This window comes from Paenibacillus sp. OSY-SE (assembly GCF_000283315.1).
Taxonomy (GTDB): domain Bacteria; phylum Bacillota; class Bacilli; order Paenibacillales; family Paenibacillaceae; genus Paenibacillus_B; species Paenibacillus_B profundus.
The window spans coordinates 85,164-106,383 of record NZ_ALKF01000204.1 but is presented as its reverse complement, the minus strand read 5'-3'; the positions used below and the strand labels follow the sequence as shown (position 1 = coordinate 106,383).

The 21,220-nt window shown below is 46.5% G+C and carries 22 protein-coding genes; all 22 read right to left on the bottom strand.

Annotated elements, in window-relative coordinates; genetic code table 11:
• Nucleotides 1–4: 4 nt before the first annotated feature.
• Nucleotides 5–1,036: an SDR family NAD(P)-dependent oxidoreductase gene (locus A372_RS0130405; protein WP_019424722.1), complete on the bottom strand. Its 1,032-nt coding sequence runs from the start codon at nucleotides 1,034–1,036 to the stop codon at nucleotides 5–7.
• The gene (locus A372_RS0130400) at nucleotides 1,029–2,906 is read right to left on the bottom strand and encodes a motility associated factor glycosyltransferase family protein (RefSeq protein ID WP_019424721.1); all 1,878 of its coding nucleotides are present in this window, start codon (nucleotides 2,904–2,906) and stop codon (nucleotides 1,029–1,031) included. Before A372_RS0130400 ends, A372_RS0130405 begins: the two co-directional genes overlap by 8 nt.
• A gap of 13 nt (nucleotides 2,907–2,919) precedes the next feature.
• On the bottom strand, nucleotides 2,920–3,513 hold the full coding sequence (locus tag A372_RS0130395; protein WP_237728707.1) for a hypothetical protein: 594 nt from the start codon (nucleotides 3,511–3,513) through the stop codon (nucleotides 2,920–2,922).
• Nucleotides 3,514–3,652: 139 nt separating this feature from the next.
• The gene (locus A372_RS0130390; RefSeq protein ID WP_019424719.1) at nucleotides 3,653–4,468 is read right to left on the bottom strand and encodes a flagellin N-terminal helical domain-containing protein; all 816 of its coding nucleotides are present in this window, start codon (nucleotides 4,466–4,468) and stop codon (nucleotides 3,653–3,655) included.
• Nucleotides 4,469–4,572: 104 nt separating this feature from the next.
• Entirely contained in the window at nucleotides 4,573–4,950 is a 378-nt protein-coding gene (locus A372_RS0130385; RefSeq protein WP_019424718.1) for a hypothetical protein, read from the bottom strand.
• Entirely contained in the window at nucleotides 4,943–5,344 is a 402-nt protein-coding gene (gene fliS / locus A372_RS0130380; protein WP_019424717.1) for a flagellar export chaperone FliS, read from the bottom strand. Before fliS ends, A372_RS0130385 begins: the two co-directional genes overlap by 8 nt.
• Before the next feature lie 20 nt (nucleotides 5,345–5,364).
• Nucleotides 5,365–6,816: a flagellar filament capping protein FliD gene (gene fliD, locus A372_RS0130375; protein ID WP_019424716.1), complete on the bottom strand. Its 1,452-nt coding sequence runs from the start codon at nucleotides 6,814–6,816 to the stop codon at nucleotides 5,365–5,367.
• A gap of 18 nt (nucleotides 6,817–6,834) precedes the next feature.
• Nucleotides 6,835–7,221: a flagellar protein FlaG gene (locus A372_RS0130370; protein ID WP_019424715.1), complete on the bottom strand. Its 387-nt coding sequence runs from the start codon at nucleotides 7,219–7,221 to the stop codon at nucleotides 6,835–6,837.
• Nucleotides 7,222–7,273: 52 nt separating this feature from the next.
• Complete coding sequence (gene csrA / locus A372_RS0130365) at nucleotides 7,274–7,513, bottom strand: carbon storage regulator CsrA (protein WP_019424714.1); 240 nt, start codon at nucleotides 7,511–7,513, stop codon at nucleotides 7,274–7,276.
• A 1-nt stretch (nucleotide 7,514) separates the two neighbouring features.
• Nucleotides 7,515–7,961, bottom strand: coding sequence for a flagellar assembly protein FliW (gene fliW, locus A372_RS0130360; protein WP_019424713.1), 447 nt, complete (start codon nucleotides 7,959–7,961; stop codon nucleotides 7,515–7,517).
• Nucleotides 7,958–8,359, bottom strand: coding sequence for a DUF6470 family protein (locus A372_RS0130355; protein ID WP_019424712.1), 402 nt, complete (start codon nucleotides 8,357–8,359; stop codon nucleotides 7,958–7,960). The genes fliW and A372_RS0130355 overlap by 4 nt, the downstream gene beginning before the upstream one ends.
• Before the next feature lie 26 nt (nucleotides 8,360–8,385).
• Nucleotides 8,386–9,300, bottom strand: a complete 915-nt coding sequence (gene flgL, locus A372_RS0130350) for a flagellar hook-associated protein FlgL (protein ID WP_019424711.1) — start codon at nucleotides 9,298–9,300, stop codon at nucleotides 8,386–8,388.
• Between the two features lie 47 nt (nucleotides 9,301–9,347).
• Nucleotides 9,348–10,916 (bottom strand): flagellar hook-associated protein FlgK, encoded by a 1,569-nt coding sequence (flgK, locus tag A372_RS0130345; RefSeq protein WP_019424710.1) that lies wholly within the window; start codon nucleotides 10,914–10,916, stop codon nucleotides 9,348–9,350.
• Nucleotides 10,917–10,943: 27 nt separating this feature from the next.
• Nucleotides 10,944–11,444, bottom strand: a complete 501-nt coding sequence (locus A372_RS0130340) for a flagellar protein FlgN (protein ID WP_019424709.1) — start codon at nucleotides 11,442–11,444, stop codon at nucleotides 10,944–10,946.
• Between the two features lie 14 nt (nucleotides 11,445–11,458).
• The gene (gene flgM, locus A372_RS0130335) at nucleotides 11,459–11,734 is read right to left on the bottom strand and encodes a flagellar biosynthesis anti-sigma factor FlgM (RefSeq protein ID WP_019424708.1); all 276 of its coding nucleotides are present in this window, start codon (nucleotides 11,732–11,734) and stop codon (nucleotides 11,459–11,461) included.
• 98 nt (nucleotides 11,735–11,832) lie between these two features.
• The gene (locus A372_RS0130330) at nucleotides 11,833–12,243 is read right to left on the bottom strand and encodes a TIGR03826 family flagellar region protein (RefSeq protein WP_026011387.1); all 411 of its coding nucleotides are present in this window, start codon (nucleotides 12,241–12,243) and stop codon (nucleotides 11,833–11,835) included.
• Nucleotides 12,244–12,328: 85 nt separating this feature from the next.
• Complete coding sequence (locus A372_RS35085; RefSeq protein WP_019424706.1) at nucleotides 12,329–13,222, bottom strand: ComF family protein; 894 nt, start codon at nucleotides 13,220–13,222, stop codon at nucleotides 12,329–12,331.
• Complete coding sequence (locus tag A372_RS0130320) at nucleotides 13,215–15,317, bottom strand: DEAD/DEAH box helicase (protein ID WP_019424705.1); 2,103 nt, start codon at nucleotides 15,315–15,317, stop codon at nucleotides 13,215–13,217. The genes A372_RS35085 and A372_RS0130320 overlap by 8 nt, the downstream gene beginning before the upstream one ends.
• 357 nt (nucleotides 15,318–15,674) lie before the next feature.
• On the bottom strand, nucleotides 15,675–16,115 hold the full coding sequence (locus A372_RS0130310) for a hypothetical protein (RefSeq protein ID WP_019424703.1): 441 nt from the start codon (nucleotides 16,113–16,115) through the stop codon (nucleotides 15,675–15,677).
• A gap of 267 nt (nucleotides 16,116–16,382) precedes the next feature.
• Nucleotides 16,383–17,105: a response regulator gene (locus A372_RS0130305; RefSeq protein WP_019424702.1), complete on the bottom strand. Its 723-nt coding sequence runs from the start codon at nucleotides 17,103–17,105 to the stop codon at nucleotides 16,383–16,385.
• A 4-nt stretch (nucleotides 17,106–17,109) separates the two neighbouring features.
• Complete coding sequence (locus tag A372_RS0130300) at nucleotides 17,110–18,270, bottom strand: sensor histidine kinase (protein ID WP_019424701.1); 1,161 nt, start codon at nucleotides 18,268–18,270, stop codon at nucleotides 17,110–17,112.
• Between the two features lie 59 nt (nucleotides 18,271–18,329).
• Nucleotides 18,330–21,050, bottom strand: coding sequence for a stalk domain-containing protein (locus A372_RS0130295; protein WP_019424700.1), 2,721 nt, complete (start codon nucleotides 21,048–21,050; stop codon nucleotides 18,330–18,332).
• Nucleotides 21,051–21,220: the final 170 nt, after the last annotated feature.

Below are 21,220 nucleotides of genomic sequence, written 5' to 3'. Positions count from 1 at the left end.
CCTTTTAAGTTAGTTCCAACAGGCTATCAATCAATCCAGCTTGGAGCAATAAATTCTCAAGTTGTTCATAATTAACTGGTGTAACGTCATGAGAACTGTAACTTCGAACTTTGGCTCGTCTCGCTCCTTCATATTGATGAGGTTTCATAAAAGCGTTAGGTATGATGAACATATCTTCCGTTTCCAAAGCGTGCTTTGCTTCCTCGACAGTCATTAGTTCCTCATACATCTTTTCTCCAGGGCGTAAGCCTATTTCTTCTATTTTTATGCAATCAGTAGATACGTTAATTTTAGCTGCCTCATGCTTAATTATATAATCGGCAAGATCATACAGACGGATAACCGGCATTTTGAGAACAAAGATCTCTCCACCATTCGATAACAACATCGCTTTCATAGTCAATTCTGTTGCCTGCTTAATTGTCATCATGAAGCGACTCATGTCTTTGCAGGTAAGCGTAATTTTTTGGTTGTCAAAAATCTGTTTTTTAAATAGAGGTATAACAGAGCCACGAGATCCCATTACATTTCCAAACCGTACTGCAGCAAATGTAGTTTTTTTTGTCCCTGCTTGATATTGTGCAGCTGAAATCAGTCGTTCTGCCATCAGTTTAGATGCACCATAAGTATTGGTAGGTGCAATTGCTTTGTCTGTACTTGTGAAAATAACCTTTGAAACTCCGCATTCCAAAGATGCCTGAATCACATTTTGCGTTCCAATAATGTTAGTCTGCACCGCTTCAAAGGGGTTATATTCGCATGCAGGAACATGCTTCATTGCTGCAACATGGAATACATAGTCGATGTCTTCCATGGCTCGAACGACACGTTGATAATCCCTTACATCTCCGATAAGATAACGAATATTGCTATATTCGCTATATTTCTGTTGTAAGTTGAATTGTTTATATTCATCTCTGCTAAAAATACGAATTACAGCCGGATTGCAGGACAACAGATGATTTAAAAGACCTGTGCCTATAGTTCCCGTTCCGCCGATAATCAAGATTTTTTTGCCGTTAAAAAAATTATGCATACGATTTCTCTGCTCCATTCGCAATCTTGTCTACACGTCTAATCGCTTCTTCCATACATTTTTCTGCAAACGGAATAAATTTCGAAATGTTTTGTGTAAATGATCCTAAATGCTGAACAATTAATTTTGATTTTTTATATTCATTTGTCTCATTAACAATGTCGGGCACATAACGCATATATTGCGATAAAGGTGTTTCCAAAGCAAATGAGATATATGACTTGAAGCTACCGCTGTTAGTCACTTGGCCCCATTGTTTATTTACTTTCATTAATAATTTACTGCACTTTTCTTTTTGATTGGGATTTAAATGTTCAAGCTCAGAGATGACTTTAATGATACTGCTTGTCTTTTTATTTAACATCTTGAGCGTCTGCAGTTCACTTTGCAATTTTGCTCCAACTTTGCTGATAGTTTGTTCACTATAAGCAGGAATCCCTTCAATAAGTTGTTTAAACCAATCTTTCTCTCGAGCAGGTAAAATCATTAAATCCTCTTTGCATTCTTTCATTGGTCGGAAAACAGTGTGCTTAATAGCCGCACCCTTGCTCGATGTATTAATAAACTCGATATCTGTATATATTGACATCAACAGCTCTAAATCTCTTAAAGTTACCAGCATTTTATCTGTCGTACGGTTCTTCCCGCCATGAACATTTTCTATCCATTCATGGGCGGCTTCAATCGTATTCTTCTTTGCTTCCTCTGTAATATGTTTAACGCCTTCCGAATAATACTCATCATTAGGATAAGACAGGTCTTGACCCGCCAAATAAATCTTCTTACAGCCTATGAAAGCTGCGAATTGAATGCAAGTTCCTGTGACTGATCCGGTTGAAATAAAAGAAGGCTCTCCTTCGCTGTTTGAGAATAGATATGGAGTTATTTCATCAAGGTTTAGTCTTGTAGATAATCTCCATTCATGGTTTTGCTCAACTATTCCATGATGAATCGTCGTTGCGAATAACAACGGGATCTGGGTTGTATCTACATTTTGAAATACCTTTAAGTTGGGTTCTCCTCCATCCATTGAAATGACAAGGTGAGGTTCAATATTATGATGCAGTAGAGCTTGCACACTTGATCCTGCCGCTATGATTAGAACCTTAGAGCTAATCTCCCTTAAGTATCCAATATCATCTTTTAACGAGGGACCCGATCCAACAATGATGGCAGGTATATCACTGCAAGCTTTTTCAAGTGACACTATTGATTTAGATGTTAACACTTTATCGATATTGTAGATAATATTTTGAAACCATGCTTTTTCAAAATAATATTGCGTTATATAGTTAGCACGATATTGTAATAAGATTTGTTTCGATATGGTATGAAGCTTGCTAATAGTTTCACCGTATAATTGCTTATAGATGGGAATAGTCACTTCTTCGAACTTATCTGTCACTAAACTTGAAATGGCTTCAAGAAGTAGCGTCAATACATAATCCTCTTCTCCAACTGCCAATGTTATGACGCTGGGATGGTTTAATATATCTGTCAAATCACGAAGCTTTAACGCTAAATGCAGCAGTTGGATATCCGGCTCATAAATGTAATATTTCTTCGTTGGATATTTTTTCAGCAGATGCTGCAAATGATATCCTAGTCCAAATCCAACAATCAGTACATGGCCAGATTCTTCTATTCTATTTTCAATAGACTTAAGCCAACCTTCAGCTTCCCTGTTCGGATGGTATAAACTATGTAAAGCGACAACCCTTTCATTTTTATGAATTTCAACATTTGGACTGCCGTCGCGAGCTGTAATATTACGATATATGCCACCATCTACCGTATTCGCTTCAAGTAATGCAGCTACTTGAGGAAAGTGTTTGCTTAAGACTTTTGTATTTGACAATAGATAATCCAATATCGCTCACTCCTTAAACAACGTCATTAATCCAAGCTTCCAGAATAGGAACAAGCTCGTATTGGAGAAGGTCCGATACGCCAACGTAATTGCTCCAACTTAGTTGTTCATGGAATTTCTCCACAAATGCTTCTATGTTTTTATACAAGTGCTCAAGTGAATCTCTCTCCATGCTCACCTCATTCATTCCGTCACTTATTGCATAAGCGAACTCCAAAGCGCTAACAGTCCAATGTAAGGAATCAATAAGGGGTGTTATCAATGTTTTCATATCATCGACTTCTTCGGCGTACAATCTCTCAACAATTGCCGGGATTTCATGAATAACTCGTGGTAAATAAGCTTTCAAATCATCAAGTGTAATTGTAAAACACTCGGCTTTCGTTTGTGTAACTATCTTTATTTCATTAATATTTTTATAATTCTCCAATATGATTGATTCATAACCGTTATAATATCTTTCTTCACCGATTTCAACATAATAAATTAGACGGTCGGCCTGTAAGATAGGCATCGTTCTTGACATCCAAAAATCATTGACTTCTTCTGCGGAATGAAACTCTCTTTCTTCCCAAGCGCCATCAATACAAATTTTCAAAAAAATCACACCCTTGTGTTTATAACTACTATGCTTTATATCGGTCATTCCCCTTAATAATTAAATAGGTACCCTATTAGTTCCTTAGCTCTTTTTAAATAGAAAAAAACCTCGTTTAAAATAAACGAGGTTTTTAAGCAAAAAAGAATTAGCCCAACAATTTCAGTACGCTTTGCGGCGCGGAGTTCGCTTGTGCCAACATAGCCGTACCTGCTTGAACCAAGATTTGGTTGCGCGTGAAATCTGTCATTTCTTTAGCCATATCAGCGTTGCGGATACGGGACTCGGAAGCGGACAAGTTTTCAGCTGTAACACCCAAGTTATTGATCGTATGTTCCAGGCGGTTTTGTACTGCACCAAAATCTGCGCGTTGAGCAGATACTTTGTTAAGAGCGCTGGAAATTTTAGCAAGAGCGGTAGCTGCTGCAGCTTGAGACGAAATCGACAAACCGCTAATTCCCAAAGCGCCTGCTCCCATCGCAGCCAATTTCGCAGTAAGAACGTTAGCTTTATCCACACCGATTTGGAATTTAATGCTGCCGGCTGCGCTCAGCAATTTCGTGCCGTTGAAGTTTGTCGAAGTGGCGATGTTGTTGATTTCTTTAATCAATGAATTTACTTCTTTTTGCGTATTCGCACGGTCTTTATCATCATAAGTACCCGTAGCGGATTGGTTAGCCAACGTGTTCAAACGTTGCAGCATGGAGTGTACTTCTGTCAAAGCACCCTCAGCCGTTTGAATCAGGGAGATACCATCTTGCGCGTTGCGCATTGCTTGGTTCATACCGCCGATTTGGAAACGCATTTTTTCAGAGATAGCAAGACCTGCTGCATCGTCTGCCGCACGGTTGATGCGGAAACCGGAAGACAATTTTTCCATTGTCTTACTCATTGCTGTGTTGTTCATGCCCAAGTTACGGTGAGCATTGATTGCGCCTACGTTCGTGTTAATAAACATCGACATTCTTAATCATCCTCCATGATATTATTATTGGGCCACATCCTTGCGGCCTATTATATATATCGAATAATGCTCATACATTTTTTATAGCTGGAACATAAAAATATTTATTTTTTTTCATCAAAATAATAAGCAACCTGATCCGTTCTTCCCATACCTTGATAAGCATTCATGATCGTCTTGCTTTGGCGGACGCCTTGAACTTGGGAGGTCAGTTGGCTGAATTGTCTTTCCATGCGATCGATAATGGACTGATAAAGAACCCGCAGCGTGTGACAACGGGCAGCTTCCTGTTCCCTCTCGTCCCCGCTGAGCGCTCCTGTCTCTTCAGACGGCAAGCGACTTTTTAAATCATCCCAGTTCTTCTCGAAAAGCTGATACGCTGCCTCCTGCCACTCCGCACTATCTTTCATCTCAAGCAAATACCGCTGGCACAAGTCAATCATCTCATCATAGATTAAAAGTCTGCTGCGCGAATTAAGCATAATTTTGACCTGCCGTGACTTCTTTGCCAATCGTTTCCCAGGCGTCTTTGATGGATTGAATGACTGTTTTGGCTTCGGCTAGCGGCTGTGCTGATTTCTGAATATTGGCCTGCACTAATTGCTCGATAACATATAAGTACAAATTTTTTAGGTTTTGCGCAACTTCTCCGCCCTCACGTTCGTTCAAGCAAGCAATCAACTCGTAGATGATATCCTGCACTTTCAGAATATGCTGGTGAGCCAACAAAGGATTGCCCTCCGAAAGCGCAGCTTCCGCCTGATTCGTGTACTTTAGCGCCCCGTAATACAGCATCAAGATTAATTTATGAGGGGAAGCCGTTTCATATTTATTTTTTTGGTATGCTTGATAACCGGCGGTCATATTCGTGTACATCTATTCATCCCCTTAGCCCGCTAGCTGCTGCTTTTAGATAAACTGTTGATTTGGCTGGTCATCCAAGATTGTTCGTTTTTTAATTTGCTCAGAGCCACTTCCATCGCTGTAAATTGTCTCTTTAATTGCTGCTCTTTCAACGTCAGGCGATCTTCCATTTTGCTCATTGATTCCGTTATAAAAGAGATTTCAGAATCGTAGCCATTCACGCGAGATTGCAAAATCCCGTTAGCTTTGCTTGTCCAAGTAGGAAGCTCTTCGTTAAGAATGGTTGCGATCCCTTGCTTCTTGTTTCCTGCCGCATCTGTCTCATCCATATTAAACATGGATATTACTTTATCGGGATCCCGTTCCAAGGCTTCTTTGAATTTTTTCTCGTCAAAGACGATTTGCCCCGTCATGTCGGCCCCTTTTTTATCCTTGTCAATTTCAATTCCAAGTTCTGACAACGTGCCCAAGCCTGCAATATTACTTGACATCCAACTGCCCAATTCCATATCCAACTGCCGCAATGTTGAGTCCCCTTGCAGCGTTGTTTTCCGATAAGTCGTCTTGTCATCTTTTGGTTTTTCTTCTGGCTTCGCCATGCCTTCCCGAATGAGCTTACGGACTTCATTAAATGCATCCACGAATCCTTTAACCTTCTCAATGACCTTTTCGGAATCTTGACCCACCGTTATCATTGCTGAAGAAGACTCTTTTTGCAGCTGTAATGTGACACCGTCAATGACGCCTTTAACCTCGTTAGAGGAACTTTTAACGGTCAAGCCATTGACTTTCAATTCTGCATCTTGCGCCGCCTGAACCTCTTGGAAATTGCCGCCGGACACTAGGCCTAGGTCGTTCAAGATGTTGCCACTGCCAGTGATACCGATTCCGGAGGATCCTCCGCCTGTATGGAACTTATTTTCAACGCCCGTTTTCACCGAAGTGAGGACCAAGGTTTTGTTTCCCGGAGATGTCTCTACCAAGGATGCGGAGACTGTTTTGCTGTTTTTATTGATATCGTTTTTAAGGTTCTCCAGCATTTCCCCATACGTCTTCCCTTTCAGCGTAACGTCAACCTTACTCCCATCTGGCTGAGTAAGGGAAATCGTCTCGTTTTCGAGTGCGCTGGAATCGCCCTTTTCACTGAATTCATTTGCTTTAATAACATGCGACTTCGCCAACTTATCTACCGTAACCTGATAGTTGCCGGTTACGGCATTATCGGAACCGACCGCTTTCACGGCTTGCTCATCCGAGCTTTTGGTCGATGTCAGCTTAAAGCTGGCGTTAAACGTTAGATCGGAAGCTTTATCACGCAGCGTAGACAGCTTGGTATTCAAATTCCGAAAATATGACTGAAAACCAGAGAAATCGCTTTTCTTCTGCTCCAGATTGTTATACGGGATTTTCTCCAACATCATTAATTTTTCAATCATCATGCCCGTATCCAGATTAGAAGCGAGACCACCAATACTAAATCCCATCGTTACTACCACCTTCCATTAGATTTTTTCATCCAAAAACATGCCTATGAGCTCTTTCATCTTTACAGACAATTCGATTAGAAACTCTGGAGGCAGGCTTGCTATGACTTCTTTTGTCGCCTTATCAACAACCTCGACATATAACTCTTTCGCATCATCATGATATTTAAAATGAATTTCTTTCCCCGAATTTGCGATTGATTCATTTAGTTCTTCCACTTTTTTCTGTAAATCCTGTTTCTCCTCAGGCCGCAAATGCTCGTAATCAAACTTTTCAGTCCCTTTTTGTAAGGCAACTTTTTCTTCTGGCAACTCTTTTATGAGCACATTCCTTACCGATTGTATCGTCGCACGATGTACTTGCAAGTCTAATCCGTTGGTGTCTGTACGATGAACATTTCCCATCCTAATCCACCTCGTAACATGTACATATTTACTTTTCGTTTGTTCAATCCTCTTAGTCCTTCTTTTTAAACTGCTTTAACATTTTCTCCATCTCTTTATCAGACAGGAGTGTTTGCCCAGCTGTAGCATTCTCCTCAGCAATGCTCTCATGCAGTTCTTTTCGCATAATCTGAACATTTTTTGGAGCGGAAAATCCCAGCTTTACATATTCTCCTTCCACACCGAGAACACGAACCTCAATTTCATCGCCGATCATTACAGTTTCACCGATCTTACGTTTCAGAACGAGCATGCTAATCTCCCCTTCCTTGGATAAAATAACGAACGGGAAGGTTTGAGTCTGTAAGAATATATTGGCACGCTTTCTGTGTTTTTGGCGAAATGAGCACTGGGGCCCGCAAGTTTACGCTAATCGAACCATCAATCATGTTGACAACAAGCATCGTCACGATATCTTCGGGTTGCCCGATTTCCAGAGCCTCGACTGTAACCTTGTCAATTGTAAAGCTGTAGTCCTGAACATGCTCGGCCGGCATTAATATGAAGCTTCTTTCCTCATCTAATGCGTGTAAAATATAAAACACCGAATCTTCATAAGGCATCAGCGCATAAGAAACTATCGACTGAAAGCCGACCATTCCTTTGACAAACTCATAAATTTGATGAGGTTGAGGAAGAAGCTCCCCATAACTTGGGCTATTAATCACCGTTGATGTCACATGTTCATTCGTCGATTTCAATCTCGGACAACACCTTTCGTTTGCACTTCAATTTCTGGTGGATATATCCGCACATCTATAGATACTCCTTGGGAAGGTAAAGCATAAATGCCAACTTCTTTCTGTCCCTTCTGCATGTACCGTTGAAAAGCAATCTGACCGAAGGTAACCTTCTGCTTCGCAATGTTGCCAAGGCTATCGCCTTCTTGGGCATACTGTGCGGTTGCACTCATAGCCGCTTGGCGTGCAGAATCACTTATATCCTGGGCAACCACCGATGGCCGCTGCAGCCCCAGCTCGTTCCACACCGAATCCCAATTCATGTCGATTTCGGCACTACGGTTCTGTATATGTAACTCTGCCGGTTCATAACGAAATGCATAAGACTGGATTTGACGAATAGTATCCGATATCCGCAATCTTCATCATCCTTCCACAGAACCCGCTATCGGATAAAGTCGATGAGCGAGGTCTGCATAATGCGGGCACCAGTCGACAATGCCGCTTGCAATACATTTTCCTGCGTTTTCAATTCAATAATGCCAGCCGGCATATCCGTGTCCGCCACACCTTTGCGCTGTTCTTTCAAACTCACTTTGTCATCTGCCAAACGATTTTCCATCAGTTCAAAGCGATTCATACGCGCGCCAATCTCTGACCATTGTGTATTGATGCGGTCGGCTGAGGCATCAATTCGGTCCAAACTGGAAAGCAATCCTTGAGTGTCGTTATTTTCCAACGATTTAACGATGTCATCCATCGTCTGGAACACGTTGTCATTGCTTTTATCGATCGGCTTCGTCGTATCGATCGCACTGCCGAAAATAAACTCTCCCGTGATGCTCACTGGCACGGTAACCGCAGGACTGACATTCAATTTATATATCCCTTGATCGGTTTGTTCCGTAGCCGATCCATCGTTCGTGTAAGGAGGCGTATCCGTTTTCTGGCCGTTAAACAAATATCGCCCGTTATAAGCACTGTTCCCGATCATCACCAATTGCTCTTTAAGCTGCTTGATTTCAGCGAGAATCGACTTGCGCGCATCGTCAGGAGTGGTTCCGGTCGATGCTTGCTGCGTCAATGTCCGCGCCCGCTTGAGGACATCGCTCGCCTGCTGCATCAATGAGTCCATTGTTTTCAGCATTCCTGTCCCCATCTGAGCGTTCATGGTGAACTCATCATTTCGATTCAATTCGCTGTCATAACGCATTTGGTAACCAATTCCAACCGGATCGTCACCAGGTCTGTGAATTCTTTGACCGGAAGACAGCTTGTTATTCAAGTCGGTCATGTTGCTGTTCATATACCTTAAATTGTGCAGCAGCTGTGTGTTCTGCATGGAACTCGTTACACGCATTTTATAACTCCTCCTTGCTTTTTCTTATTCATAACAATTGTCTATTCTTAACGGCCGACTACGCCCATTTGGTTAATCACTTTGTCCAACATTTCGTCCACGGTCGTCATGTTGCGGGCAGCAGCATTATATGCATGTTGGAATCGGATCATATCCGCCATTTCCTCGTCCAAGGATACACCACTTACTGATTGTCGGCGGAAGATGACTGAATCCACCATATCGTTTTGGACTTTCACATTACGTTCTGCATTGGCTGCACGGGTCCCCATGTCACCCATCATAGCGCGATAGTAGTCGTCAACCGAGCCCGTGGATAACGACGTCATGTCACTTGGATAATTGAACGTTTTATCACGCAAAGAAGCAAGAGCGTGGGCAATAACACTGTTCCCTTTGACCGTTACGTTTTGTCCGTTTACCGTATCGTATCGGCCCGAAGCCGCTATTTTGCTTACATCATTCGTTATTTCCGGATTCACTTGAATATTGGAGATGGAGAAGTTGCCACCATCAGTGGACGTAAAGAACGGAATTCCCGATTTGGCGGGATCTGATAGCGAATATCCCAATGAGTGCAGGCCGTTAAATCCGTTCACTTCAACTTGAGCGGCACTCTTCAAGCGCGCCCCTGCCGGAATGGTTCCTCCTGGCGGAATCGTCATGCCATTCTCCAGCTCGACGGTGCTCTTCGTAACCAGGTTAGATGAGGCAACATATCCCGCAGCCAATTCCACCTGCACGTTGCCTGTAACCATCGTCTGCACCATCGCATTCATCTGATCGCGAACTTTCCCTACTTCCCCCAACGATAAGGCATAACCTTGCAGTTGACCGGCGGTAGCTGCAATATCGGCGGTAATCGGTGTCGCTTCTGCGTTCTCAACCACTGTGACGCCACCTGCCAAAATCGTCATGTCGCCATGCTCGCCTTCTGTCACTTGAACGTCAACTATCGTTGAAAGCTTATCAATGAGAAGATCGCGCTGATCCCGGAAGTCGTTGGCATTATCCCCCGTGCCTTCCACACGCTTGATCATGTCAGTCAGGTTGGCTATGTTGTTGATGATGTCATTCGCTTCATTGACCTTGATGTTAATACTGGAATTGATGTCATTCTCCAGCTTTGTCAACGATTCGTCGATATGCTTCATCATGTTCGTCATGTTCGTGGCCGCGCCAACTACTTCTACACGCGCGCTGAGCAAGGAAGGGTCCCGGTTAAGAACTTCCCAGGAGTTCCAGAACTTATCCATGACGCTGCGCATTCCATTTTCGGTAGGTTCATTGAAAAAGCCTTCAATGGAGCGAATGGTATCATCGACAATGCTCCAGGAGCCTAACGTTTGATTCTCTCTGCGGAATTGGACGTCGAGGAAGCTGTCTCTGATGCGGGTAATGCTGTCATACTGAACGCCGGTCCCGAGCTGTCCCGGCGCCACGCTATTGAACATGCCAGGCATCGATAACGGGCGGGTTGCGGTAGCGTTGACGCGCTGGCGCGTATATCCGTCCGTTGATGCGTTCGCAATATTGTGCCCCAATGTCTGCATCATCGTCGATTGAACAAACAAGGAGCGCTTACTCGTTTCTAGCCCGTGAAAGGTTGATCTCATATTCACTTCGTTCCTTTCTGTATCTATCTAAGCACGTGTATCCAACATGCCAGGTCTGCTGTAGCTCGAGGCTGGTTGTTCAGGACGATGATACAGCATGTCCTGTTCTGAATAATCTATAAAAAGATTCAATTGATACTCTACAAAATGCAATGATTGTTCAATTAACGTTTGGTTATGATCATTCACTTGCTTCAAACGCTGAAGTGTAGCGGCAATCCTCTCTTGCACCGCCATCATCTGAGTACGTTCTTGAGCATCAAATACGAGCTTCATAATCTCGGTCAAGGTGAGCTTCAATTTGGATTTAATTCCTTTACTTTGTAAAAAAGCGTATACAGCTTCTTCCCTTTCTTCTTCCAGAGCGGAAAGGCCTTTCAACCATTTTGACTCTTGATTCGACAGACGAACCAGCTCTTTAATATCATTTTGAATAATGACCTGCGTCTTCGCTTCTCCAATGCTTTCAAGCTGCTGATAGACCGTTTCCATTCGACTCAATACATCTATTAATGCTGATGCACTCACGTTTGGTCCTCCGCTCATTCGACGTCTTTTTTAAACAGGGGAAGTAGTTTTTCCGCAATCTTATCCGATTCTACATGGTACGTGCCAGTAGCTACTGCGTGCTTCAACTCCGCAAGTCGCTCGCTGCGCCCTGTATCCTGTACGCGATTTTGGGCATCCAGCATTTCCTTCGCTTCCGTGGAGATGATCAACTCATCCTTGCGGGAAGGCTTCTGCGAGGCACGGTTCATTGCCTGCTGCTTCTGATAAGTATGTATCGCTCCAAGACGCTGCGTCTCATTAATTTTCATCTCGATTCACCTCATTAAAAATCAAAAAGCCGATAACCATTACTAAGATTATCGGCTTATTGTCAAGATATATTAAGTATTATTTGAAAGAAGTTATACTATCTTTCCCGCTTCGTGTCAATGACTTTATAAGCCCGATTACTGGATGAAGGCTTCTCCACAGTTGCACTCGTCTCTTGTCGCGCTTCATTCATATCTCGGATTAACCTCGTTCTGCATACTTCGCACATGTGACCTTCCCGAATCGGGTTGCCGCATAATTCGCATTCATACGTCAAATTCGGTGCTTGATATACCGAGATGCGGCCTTCCTTAATGAACTGGGTAATCTGCCGCACGCTTACTTCCGTCTCTTCGCTCAGCTCCTGCATCGCGGCTTGACGCTTCTCACGCAAATAAGCAACGCAGCGTTCATATTCCTGTTCGATCTCCTTCAAGCAAGCCGGACAGAGGTCTCTGAACGCCTTCGCAAACAGTCTTCCGCAGCGCGGACAATTGCTCAATTCCATGTCTTTCGCCCCCTTCGATGCTTGCTGCATATGATCTCATCATATCCTATTCATCGACAGTTGACGAGCAGTTTTTTAGATACGTTCACGCTCGAGCCCAAGTATAGCTCGCGAGCGCAATGGGAATGCGAAATTTCTTGTTCCAGACGGTAATCTCCCGCGCGCATGCGCGAATCGTACTGCCTGTCGTATATACGTCGTCCACTAGCAACAAGCGCACCTCGTTAAGCGTCTTCCATCGTTCCACAGGAAGATCTCGCAGGGTGGCAATCAAGTCGTTCCGGGCCTGTTCCTTCATGACAAAAGCGTGCGCGATATTACTCGCCCTCCCGCCACGCGACTGCATGCTCTGCTTCTCGGATTCCTGTACCCGTGCAAGCAGTGGTAGGACCGGAATCTTCCAGGCTCGACCTAACTCTAGCGCCAACTGCTCCGCTTGATTGAACCCGCGTGCGCGCAGACGCGCCTCACTGGTGGGAACATAGGTGATGAGGTCCGGCAGTAGACTATCCCCAGCGTCCAAAAGCAGTCGTGGTCTCCGTACTCTCGAGCGCCTAGTCCACACCGATTCGAACAGCAGACTATACGACGATATCATCATATTCGCCATAACACGCTCATAACGGATGTCCCCTCTGAACTTGTATTCGGCCAGCCACTGCCTCATCTGCTCATCATATTGCACGACGCTGCGATTGGCGGATAACCCGTCCTTCGGAAGCGGATGCCGCATGCAGTCGGTGCAGCGAATGCTGCGTCCGCATGAAGGACAGCCGAGAGCCTGAATCCACGGGATTGTCGCAATGCATTTTAAGCACAGCAATTGCATCAGCCTGCTCGCGCGCGGTTCCATTGTAGTCGTAGAAGACGACGGACCGCTTATTTTGTTGTTACAGACGAAACAAGCGCTCACTCGCGGCTGCAGCAATCTCCCATAGGCCTTCTCCATCCACTCGCCCCATTGCGGCAAGCTAACCAACCTGCTTCCTCCTCTCCTCATCAGGCAGCAAGTAGCCATTTCGCCTTGCGATCCGGTTCATTTCACGAATCTGATACACGGCTTTCCGCTGCGCCTCATTCCATTGGGCCGAACCGAATACGACGCTACCTGCGGGATCATCCTTCGATCGACCTGCCCTGCCTGCCATCTGAACAAGCGACGAGGCATCGAAGAGGCGGTCATGCGCATCCAAAATATAAACGTCGCTCTTCGGCACCGTCACTCCCCGCTCCAAAATGGTCGTCGTCACTAACACGCGAATGTTCCGTTCCCGAAATCGCATCACCTTATCACTTCTCAGTTCATCCACCGCAGAAGTGCCGCCTACAGGGATTCCAGGCAACTGGTTGCTCAATAATCGGACCATCGGTTCAACCTGACGAATCCGGGCGACGAAGATGAACACTTGGGCTCCCCGCTCGACTGAATGCATCAATCGCTTCATCAACGGAGCAGGCAGCGAACGGCGAGTGAGGCACTGTTCGACAGCAGGCATCGTAATGTGAGCTGGCACAGGCAGCGGATGACGGTGGAATCGGACCGGAACCTTGGCATGAGCCATTCTCCCGCGCCTTACGTCCCGCTGCATCGATTCCGGAGGCGTGGCAGACAAATAGACGAACACGCCTCCTGGACGGCATACCCGATTCGCAGCCCGATGGAGCATGGGATCGTTGTGATACGGAAACGCATCGAGTTCATCAATAATGACGAGCTCAAAAGCTTCTGCGAAGCGAAGCAGCTGATGCGTAGTCGCAAGTGTGAGCATGCCTTCGTTCCAACGCTCAGGACTGCCGCCATAAAGGGTGACCACCTTCTGAACGGGAAATGCTTTCTCAATGCGGGGCTTCAACTCCAACACCACATCACGCCGTGGCGTCGCTACAAGCACTCGTCCGCCGTGCAGCAGCGTATCCTCGATCAGTGGAAATATCATTTCTGTCTTCCCCGCCCCTGTCACCGCCCACAGCAAGAACGCTCCTTTCCCCTGTAGTAACTTGTCTCTCCGATTACGCCGCACCTTCTCCCGGAGTGTCTGAATGTACTGCAAGGCCTGTGTACTCGCCGCTTCTTGCGCCGGGGCCAAGCTCCATTTTTTTAGTCTCTCTTCGACAGGCTCTGCTTGCTGACGGCTGTTCGCTTCCTGCTGTAATACGCCTCTAATGAGCAGCGCGCAGGAGCGGCTGCGACCGAGATTCAAGCATTGTGTGCACGTCAGACATCGCTTGGAGCCGCACGATGCGCAGGAAGAAGCATTTAACCCATCTGTACTCCCACATCGACCGCAATAGGCTGCCGTGGATTTATCTTTGAACGGCCACAGTGATGATGTACTCAGCCACCATATCCCTTTCCTCCTCTTTCGCTCATGAGCATCACTTTCCCGACTCCATTGAATGCCGGAACGTACCTCCAACCATCCTTGCAGCCAACCAAATTGAATGAGCACATGTCTCATCGGAACGAGTCGCTCCCACCCTTTGTGACGAAGAAGCTGAACGATTTCCTCGTCCAACAGCAATCGCCCGCACATCATATCTGCAAGTTGCCGCGAATCCGCATACAAAGAAAGAGGAGCGCGCTGCGCCCCTGTTCTTTCCTCTTGTTGCTGTCTGTGCACATCGGTGATGTTGCCTATAGCACGCTCTTCTTCTCCCATATAGATGGCCGCACGTTCGGCAACCAAGTATCCTTGATCTCGATGCTCCTTAACGTACGTGTTCGAGGTAGGCTCGGAATGCGGCGGCTCGACAATTAGCACATCCAGATGTTCTTCCGCCAGCAGCAGCTGCGCACTTTCTTCCAACGTCTCGCGATGCGGTATAAGCAATTCGGCAAAATATTGAGCCCATTTCCGCTTTCCCCATTCATCCATTTCTTCTACGAACAAGAACTGTTCGAGTACCGACAAGCCAACCTGAATCGAGACAGCCTGCTGCAGTATTACAAGCTTCGTTCCATTCGCCTTGCGCCCATCCTCTGACAACCAATAGCTTGCATCCACGCGCCAATCCAGAGTCATACCTGTGTTCCACCCGCACTCCGTTCGCACGGCATAGATTCTTACCTGCATCCTCTTTCTCTCCTTCATTCGCACGGCGCTTTCCTGAAGCATACAGTGGTGATGTCGGCCTGTTCACGTTGTCTGGTCCACGAGATCAAAAAAAGCACACCCCATCCGTTAATCGGAATGGCATGTGCTTCATGCTCAGCGCCTATCGTATTTGTATAAAATTGTATACGATTCCGCCCTTTCTGGCAACCCATTATTACAAAAATCTGCAAAAAGATGTCCTCGATGTATCCGTTCACAAGAATCGTGACTCATAGATACCCTTTGAAAACTAGACAGATGATGTGCAGGTGCGAACAGGACTAGCGATGTCTAAGGCATGCGCAGCATCGCCGAATCCATCGGCGCCACCACCGTCTACATCGCATTGCCAGTCACAAAGGGAACTTTCGTCCAATCTTCTTTTCGACGCGGTTGAACGACAATCAATGTTTCCTCTGCTGCTTGCCGCTGCTGTAAATCCATAAGAACCGTTTCCAGCTCATCCTGACGAATGTATAGCCCCTGCCAGCTGACGCCGTGTCCTTGTGCCGCAAGCGCAGCAATATGGATTGTTGCATCCGTGGAACCACAATCGACAACGGTAAAGTGCAAACGACGCCCTTTCAGCCATGCATACCAACTATACGCCCGCATCAACCATTCCATATGGCGTTCATCATTTTCAGTCACGATAACGACATGCATCCATGGAGCCGGTGCGGCACCACGCAGCAGCTTCTGCCATTTATGCGCCAGATGAACGGCCGCTACCGCCAACCCGTAGCACCCAACAATCCATAATAGCATTGCGATCATGCGGCCACCTCCTTACTACCAAGTGTATGCCGCAAGGGGTGTCAGGGTGACGGACATGCGTCGCCTTTTATAGAGGTCGTTCAAAAAGTCCCCTTTTGATCACGAAGTGCATCAGGACGCAGATTCGACATCGAATCTTGCACTCACCCTCGAAATCCGGTGCTTATGTAGATTTGTCTACATTCCGCTCCTCCTTCTTCGGGTTTATGCAACCTTCTCGGTGCTGAAAAGTTAACTTTTTGAACATGCATTTTAATTTAGAATATGTTACAGCGTAACCCAGCCATTCTTAATGGAGTTAATAACCGCCTGCGTCCGGTCATCAACCTCCATCTTCTGCAAGATGCTGCTGACGTGGTTTTTCACCGTTTTCTCACTGATGAACAAATATTCGCCAATCATCTTATTGCTCTTGCCCTCCGCCATTAAACGGAGCACCTCGGCCTCCCGTCTCGTCAACGGGTTATCTTCCGCGGCAATAAATTTCACGCCCGAATCCCGGCCGGATTGGTTATTTACGATTCCACTGCCATCCAGCAACGTCATGCGTCGCAGCTGTTGAATCAGCTTGCCCGTAACCTTGGGATGTATGTAAGCATACCCGCCAACGACTGATCGTATCGCATTAATGAGCGATTCCGCCTCCATATCCTTCAGCAGGTAACCTGAAGCCCCTTTGCGCAGCGTCTCGAATACATAGCTCTCATCATCATGTATGGATAGGATGATTACCTTCACGTCGGGGAAAATATCACGAAGTCGCTCGGTAGTCACTACCCCGTTCTCCACCGGCATGTTAATATCCATTAACACGACATCCGGTATCTCCTGATTGCAAAATTCGACGACTTGAATGCCGTCACCGCATTCCCCGATAACTTCCAAATCCTCTTCCATATTTAAAATTCGTTTCAGTCCTTCACGAAACAGCTGGTGATCGTCAGCAAGGAGTACTTTAATCTGTGATCTTCCCATATTACGATTCTCCATAGGTTTACTCCTCTCTCTTCTCCACATTCGTCGGAATTTGAATCACGATTCGAGTCCCGCGGTTCTCGGCTGAATGAATGTCCATATGACCTTCGAGCAATTCCACGCGTTCTTTCATGCCTAGCACTCCGAAGTGCATATGCTCTTTTGATTTCGTCTCCAGAGCTTCCACCTTGAATCCAAATCCATTATCTCGAATGACAAGTCGAACCTCGTTCTCGTCATAGGCCAATTCGCACGTCACATGAGATGGATGCCCATGCTTCGCTGCATTCGTGAACGCCTCCTGCACTAGTCGGTAAATGGCGGCTTCCATTTCCGATTTCAGACGCCGTTCCAGTCCTCTAATTTCGAAAGACGTCTTAATTCTGTGCTTCTCTTCGTAATCATGAATGAATTTGCGCAGTGTCGGCACGAGCCCCAAATCATCCAAAGCCATCGGACGCAAGTTGAAAATAACTTTGCGTATTTCCTCCAGACCGAAACGAACCTGAGATTTCAAATCTACTATTTCGTTCTTCACCAGTTCAAAATCCTGCTTCAACAGCATTCTTTCTACAATTTCCGTCCTAAGCACTAGATGCGCCAGAGACTGGGCTGGTCCGTCGTGAATTTCTCTCGCGATGCGCTTCCGCTCTTCTTCTTGGGCCAAAATGATCTTCAAACCGAGCAGCTGCCGATTCTTGGCCGACTCTAAAATACGAGTGACCTGACTCAAATCTCCCGACAAGTATTCGAGGGCGACACTCATCTGAGATCCGATCGTTTCCGCCCGTTCAATTGAACCTTCAACGGATCGCATACGCTTTTGCAGATCATCTCTCCGTGTTTTGAGATAGCCCTCTTTCTCCCGATAAATCATAAGTTCCAACTGCAGCTGGGTCGCCTTCTCATAAGCCTGCTTAATATCGTCTTCCGTATAGCGTACGAAGTCACGGCTGACATCAGTCAAACGCAAACGAGCCAGACGATAGTTTCGTTCCAGCTCGTCCACTTTATCACATATTTCCGCCGTCTGGTCCATCACCTCTTGAAGCTCATTACACATGTTAATGGCTTCATGGCGTGACGAGTCCAAAATCTCATATATTTGATACTTGCTATCTTCCATTACTTTCACTGCATTTTTAATTACGCGGTCAATCACATCGACTTGATTCTCCACTTACATTCCGTCTCCTTGTCGTAAAGGATGAAAGGATATTCACCCTTTATCATAACACATCAACGTATGGTAATGGACTTCGTTTTTTGTTCCCATTTTACAGTTAGGCCTAATTGTTCCGATACGAGCCGCAGCGGGACTAAAGTTCGATTGTTGCGGACAACAGGTGCGACATCCGACGTAAGCCGTTTGCCATTCTGATTAAAAGTTTTCTGATTGACATTCATTTCTAGAAAGCGGTCCCCGCGCAGGATGGTGACCCTTTGGGAGGCTCCGTCCCATTTCGTTTCTCCACCGAACGCATCCAGGATGACGCGGACCGGCACGTATGTCGAGCTATTTAGGACCATAGGAGCAACGTCAAGACTCTTCGTCTCGCCGTTAATCTTCGCCGACTTGCTGTTCACCGTCAGATCCATCGCTGCATTGCTTAGTATCGAAGACGACCCAGCCGGCAGCTGCGCTCTCAAGTTGTCAATCGCGATCATCCCTTGCGGAGCGCGCTCATCCTGCCCATCGGCGAAATTCACGAGATAGAGACGCTTCAGCTTCGCCGGGTAAGCAATGTTCTCGGAAGAAAGGTTGACCTCTAGCGTCTTCCAGCCTTCCCAGTTGATTGATTCCTGCACATTGACATAATGAATTTTCTTGTTCGCATCATGGATTTCCATCCGCAGATTGTTAAAGCTCTTATCGCCGTACACGTCGAGCTTCATGCCGCTCGTACCGCTCGGCAGCTCGATTCCTGTAGAGCCGTTCAATTCCGCATAGGCAAACTTGTTGCCCGTGCCTGACGTCATGTCATACGCGAGCTTCAACGCTTTGTCATTCGCTGAGCGATCGCCGATGCTTCCTTCAACAGCAACCTTTCCAGTCGTCGTCCCACTCGGCAATCCAGAGAAAGAGACTGGATAGTTAACGGCATTAAAGTCTTCAAACAGCTTCTCTGCCCCAACCGTCAGCGGAATCATCGTGCGCAACCCATCATAGCTTGCTATGGCATACCCAATCTTCGTGCCTTCCGGCACTGAATCGACGTGAAGGCTGCCCTCTTGCACCGTACCTTTGAAGCCGCTCATTTCCCATTTCACGGACGAGGCTGGCAACGTGTAATTCCGGCCGTCCTGCAGCGTGATCTTCACAGGAAGCTTAATATTGGAGCCTTCGCTCAATGGAGCAGAAGACGTTGCGATGCGCATTTCAGCGATTTGATCGGCGCCGATTATCTCGACTTCCTCGGTCGCTTTCGCTCCGCCGGATGCTGCCACGACTTGTGTTTTTCCCGATTTATTGGCTACGAACGCATCTCCGTCCCACTTCAGCTTATCATCAGACGCGCTCCACTTTATATCCACGCCGGTAAAATCAACTACCGGGTTGTAGTATTCATCGTAGCCCTTCATGCTGAACGTAGCACGTTGCCCGATAAACAACGTTTTCTCTCCGCGCAGCGTCATGCCCTTCACTTGACCTTTAGGGGCCGTTGTATAGACGCCCAGGCCGTTCACGACGGAGCGGATGTTGTTGCCGCCTTCCTTCGTTTCGTGCGTAAGCTTCGTTTCGGTCTCTCCGAGCGGCCGGTCGGCCATCGTCGTGGAGCCGCCGCCATCCAGATTCACCGCTTTCCATGCGCCCACCTGCAAGAGTGCTTGCTGGAACTCCTTCAGTGTGAGCCCTGAGCTTACGCTATTGGATTCCGCGGTTACAATATAGGCGTAGCGTCCATCCTTGGAATAGCCTACCGCCGTTCTCGCCGTCACCGAGCTGCCGCTAATCCCGCTCGTATCCCGTGTAAAGGCCGATGCCTTCCCATTCTCCACAAGCAGCGTATGACCGCTTATCATCATCTGGAAGGATGACGGGTCGACAGCCTGTCCCGAAGACTGGGAGACAAGACGATAGTCGGACTGAACAGGTGCTCCTACCTGCATATGTTGCCGGATGAACTCAGCTGCCTTTCCATGAGCGCGTAAAATGTACCCATCCTCCGGCACGTCTATCGGAAGCGGCGCCATCTCGGATATTTGCTCTATGACTCCATCGCGGACCAATACCTCCGTAGGTGTCGATGTGGTGTCATTCGGCCGCTTTGTCCCTTTCCAAGCGCTTGTATAAATATACATCGCATTCGTATGGCTATGGACTTTGCCAGGCTCTTTGTCATACTTCATCTTGTTGATGCCAGAGAGTGGAAAGGTCTCGCCGTCGGAAGCAGTGATACTCCCCTCGAAGCGATATTGCCCGATGCTAGGCTTGCCATCCTTCGATACAGCAAACGCGTACATTCCTTGCAGCTCCGCCGGGCTTGTAATAAGGACCCCATTGGAAATGGAGCCTCCCATCGGAACGCGGTCCGAGCCCATCATCCAATAGTCCCCGTTCACCCCTGCGACAGCTCCGGTATCTTTCGTCATTTTCGTCACGGGCTGGCTTGCCGCCGTTTTCCCATTCTGGCCCGTCATAACATCCAGCTTCAAATATTGATTTTGCAAATCCGCTTCAATGACATTGATCAACGTTTTGTATGTCTTGCTGCCGCGCTTGGTCGCATATTGATATTTTACGAGTCTCGCGCCTGAAGTAATAATTTCTTCGCTCAGCTTCTGCAATTGATTGATAGATGCGTTGCTCACTGTCCCACTCGATCCATCTGCATAAACATAAGTTCCCCAACCCGCAAGCGGTTGAATCAGCAGCGCTCCCGACAGCACAACGACTGCCGCTTTCGTTCCCCAACGACCCTTAGGCATCCGTATGGCGGATGCAGGTGACTTCATCATATCCAACTCTCCCATTTCCCAGCTAATAGATGATGACTGATATGTATCGATTCCCCATTTATTCAACTCTTCTAATATATAGACTATTAAAATCGACAAAAAGTTGCGGTTTTGTTACCAATTCGTATATTTCCCGGGTCATAGAATGACAAAAAGCCCCATCCTTGTGT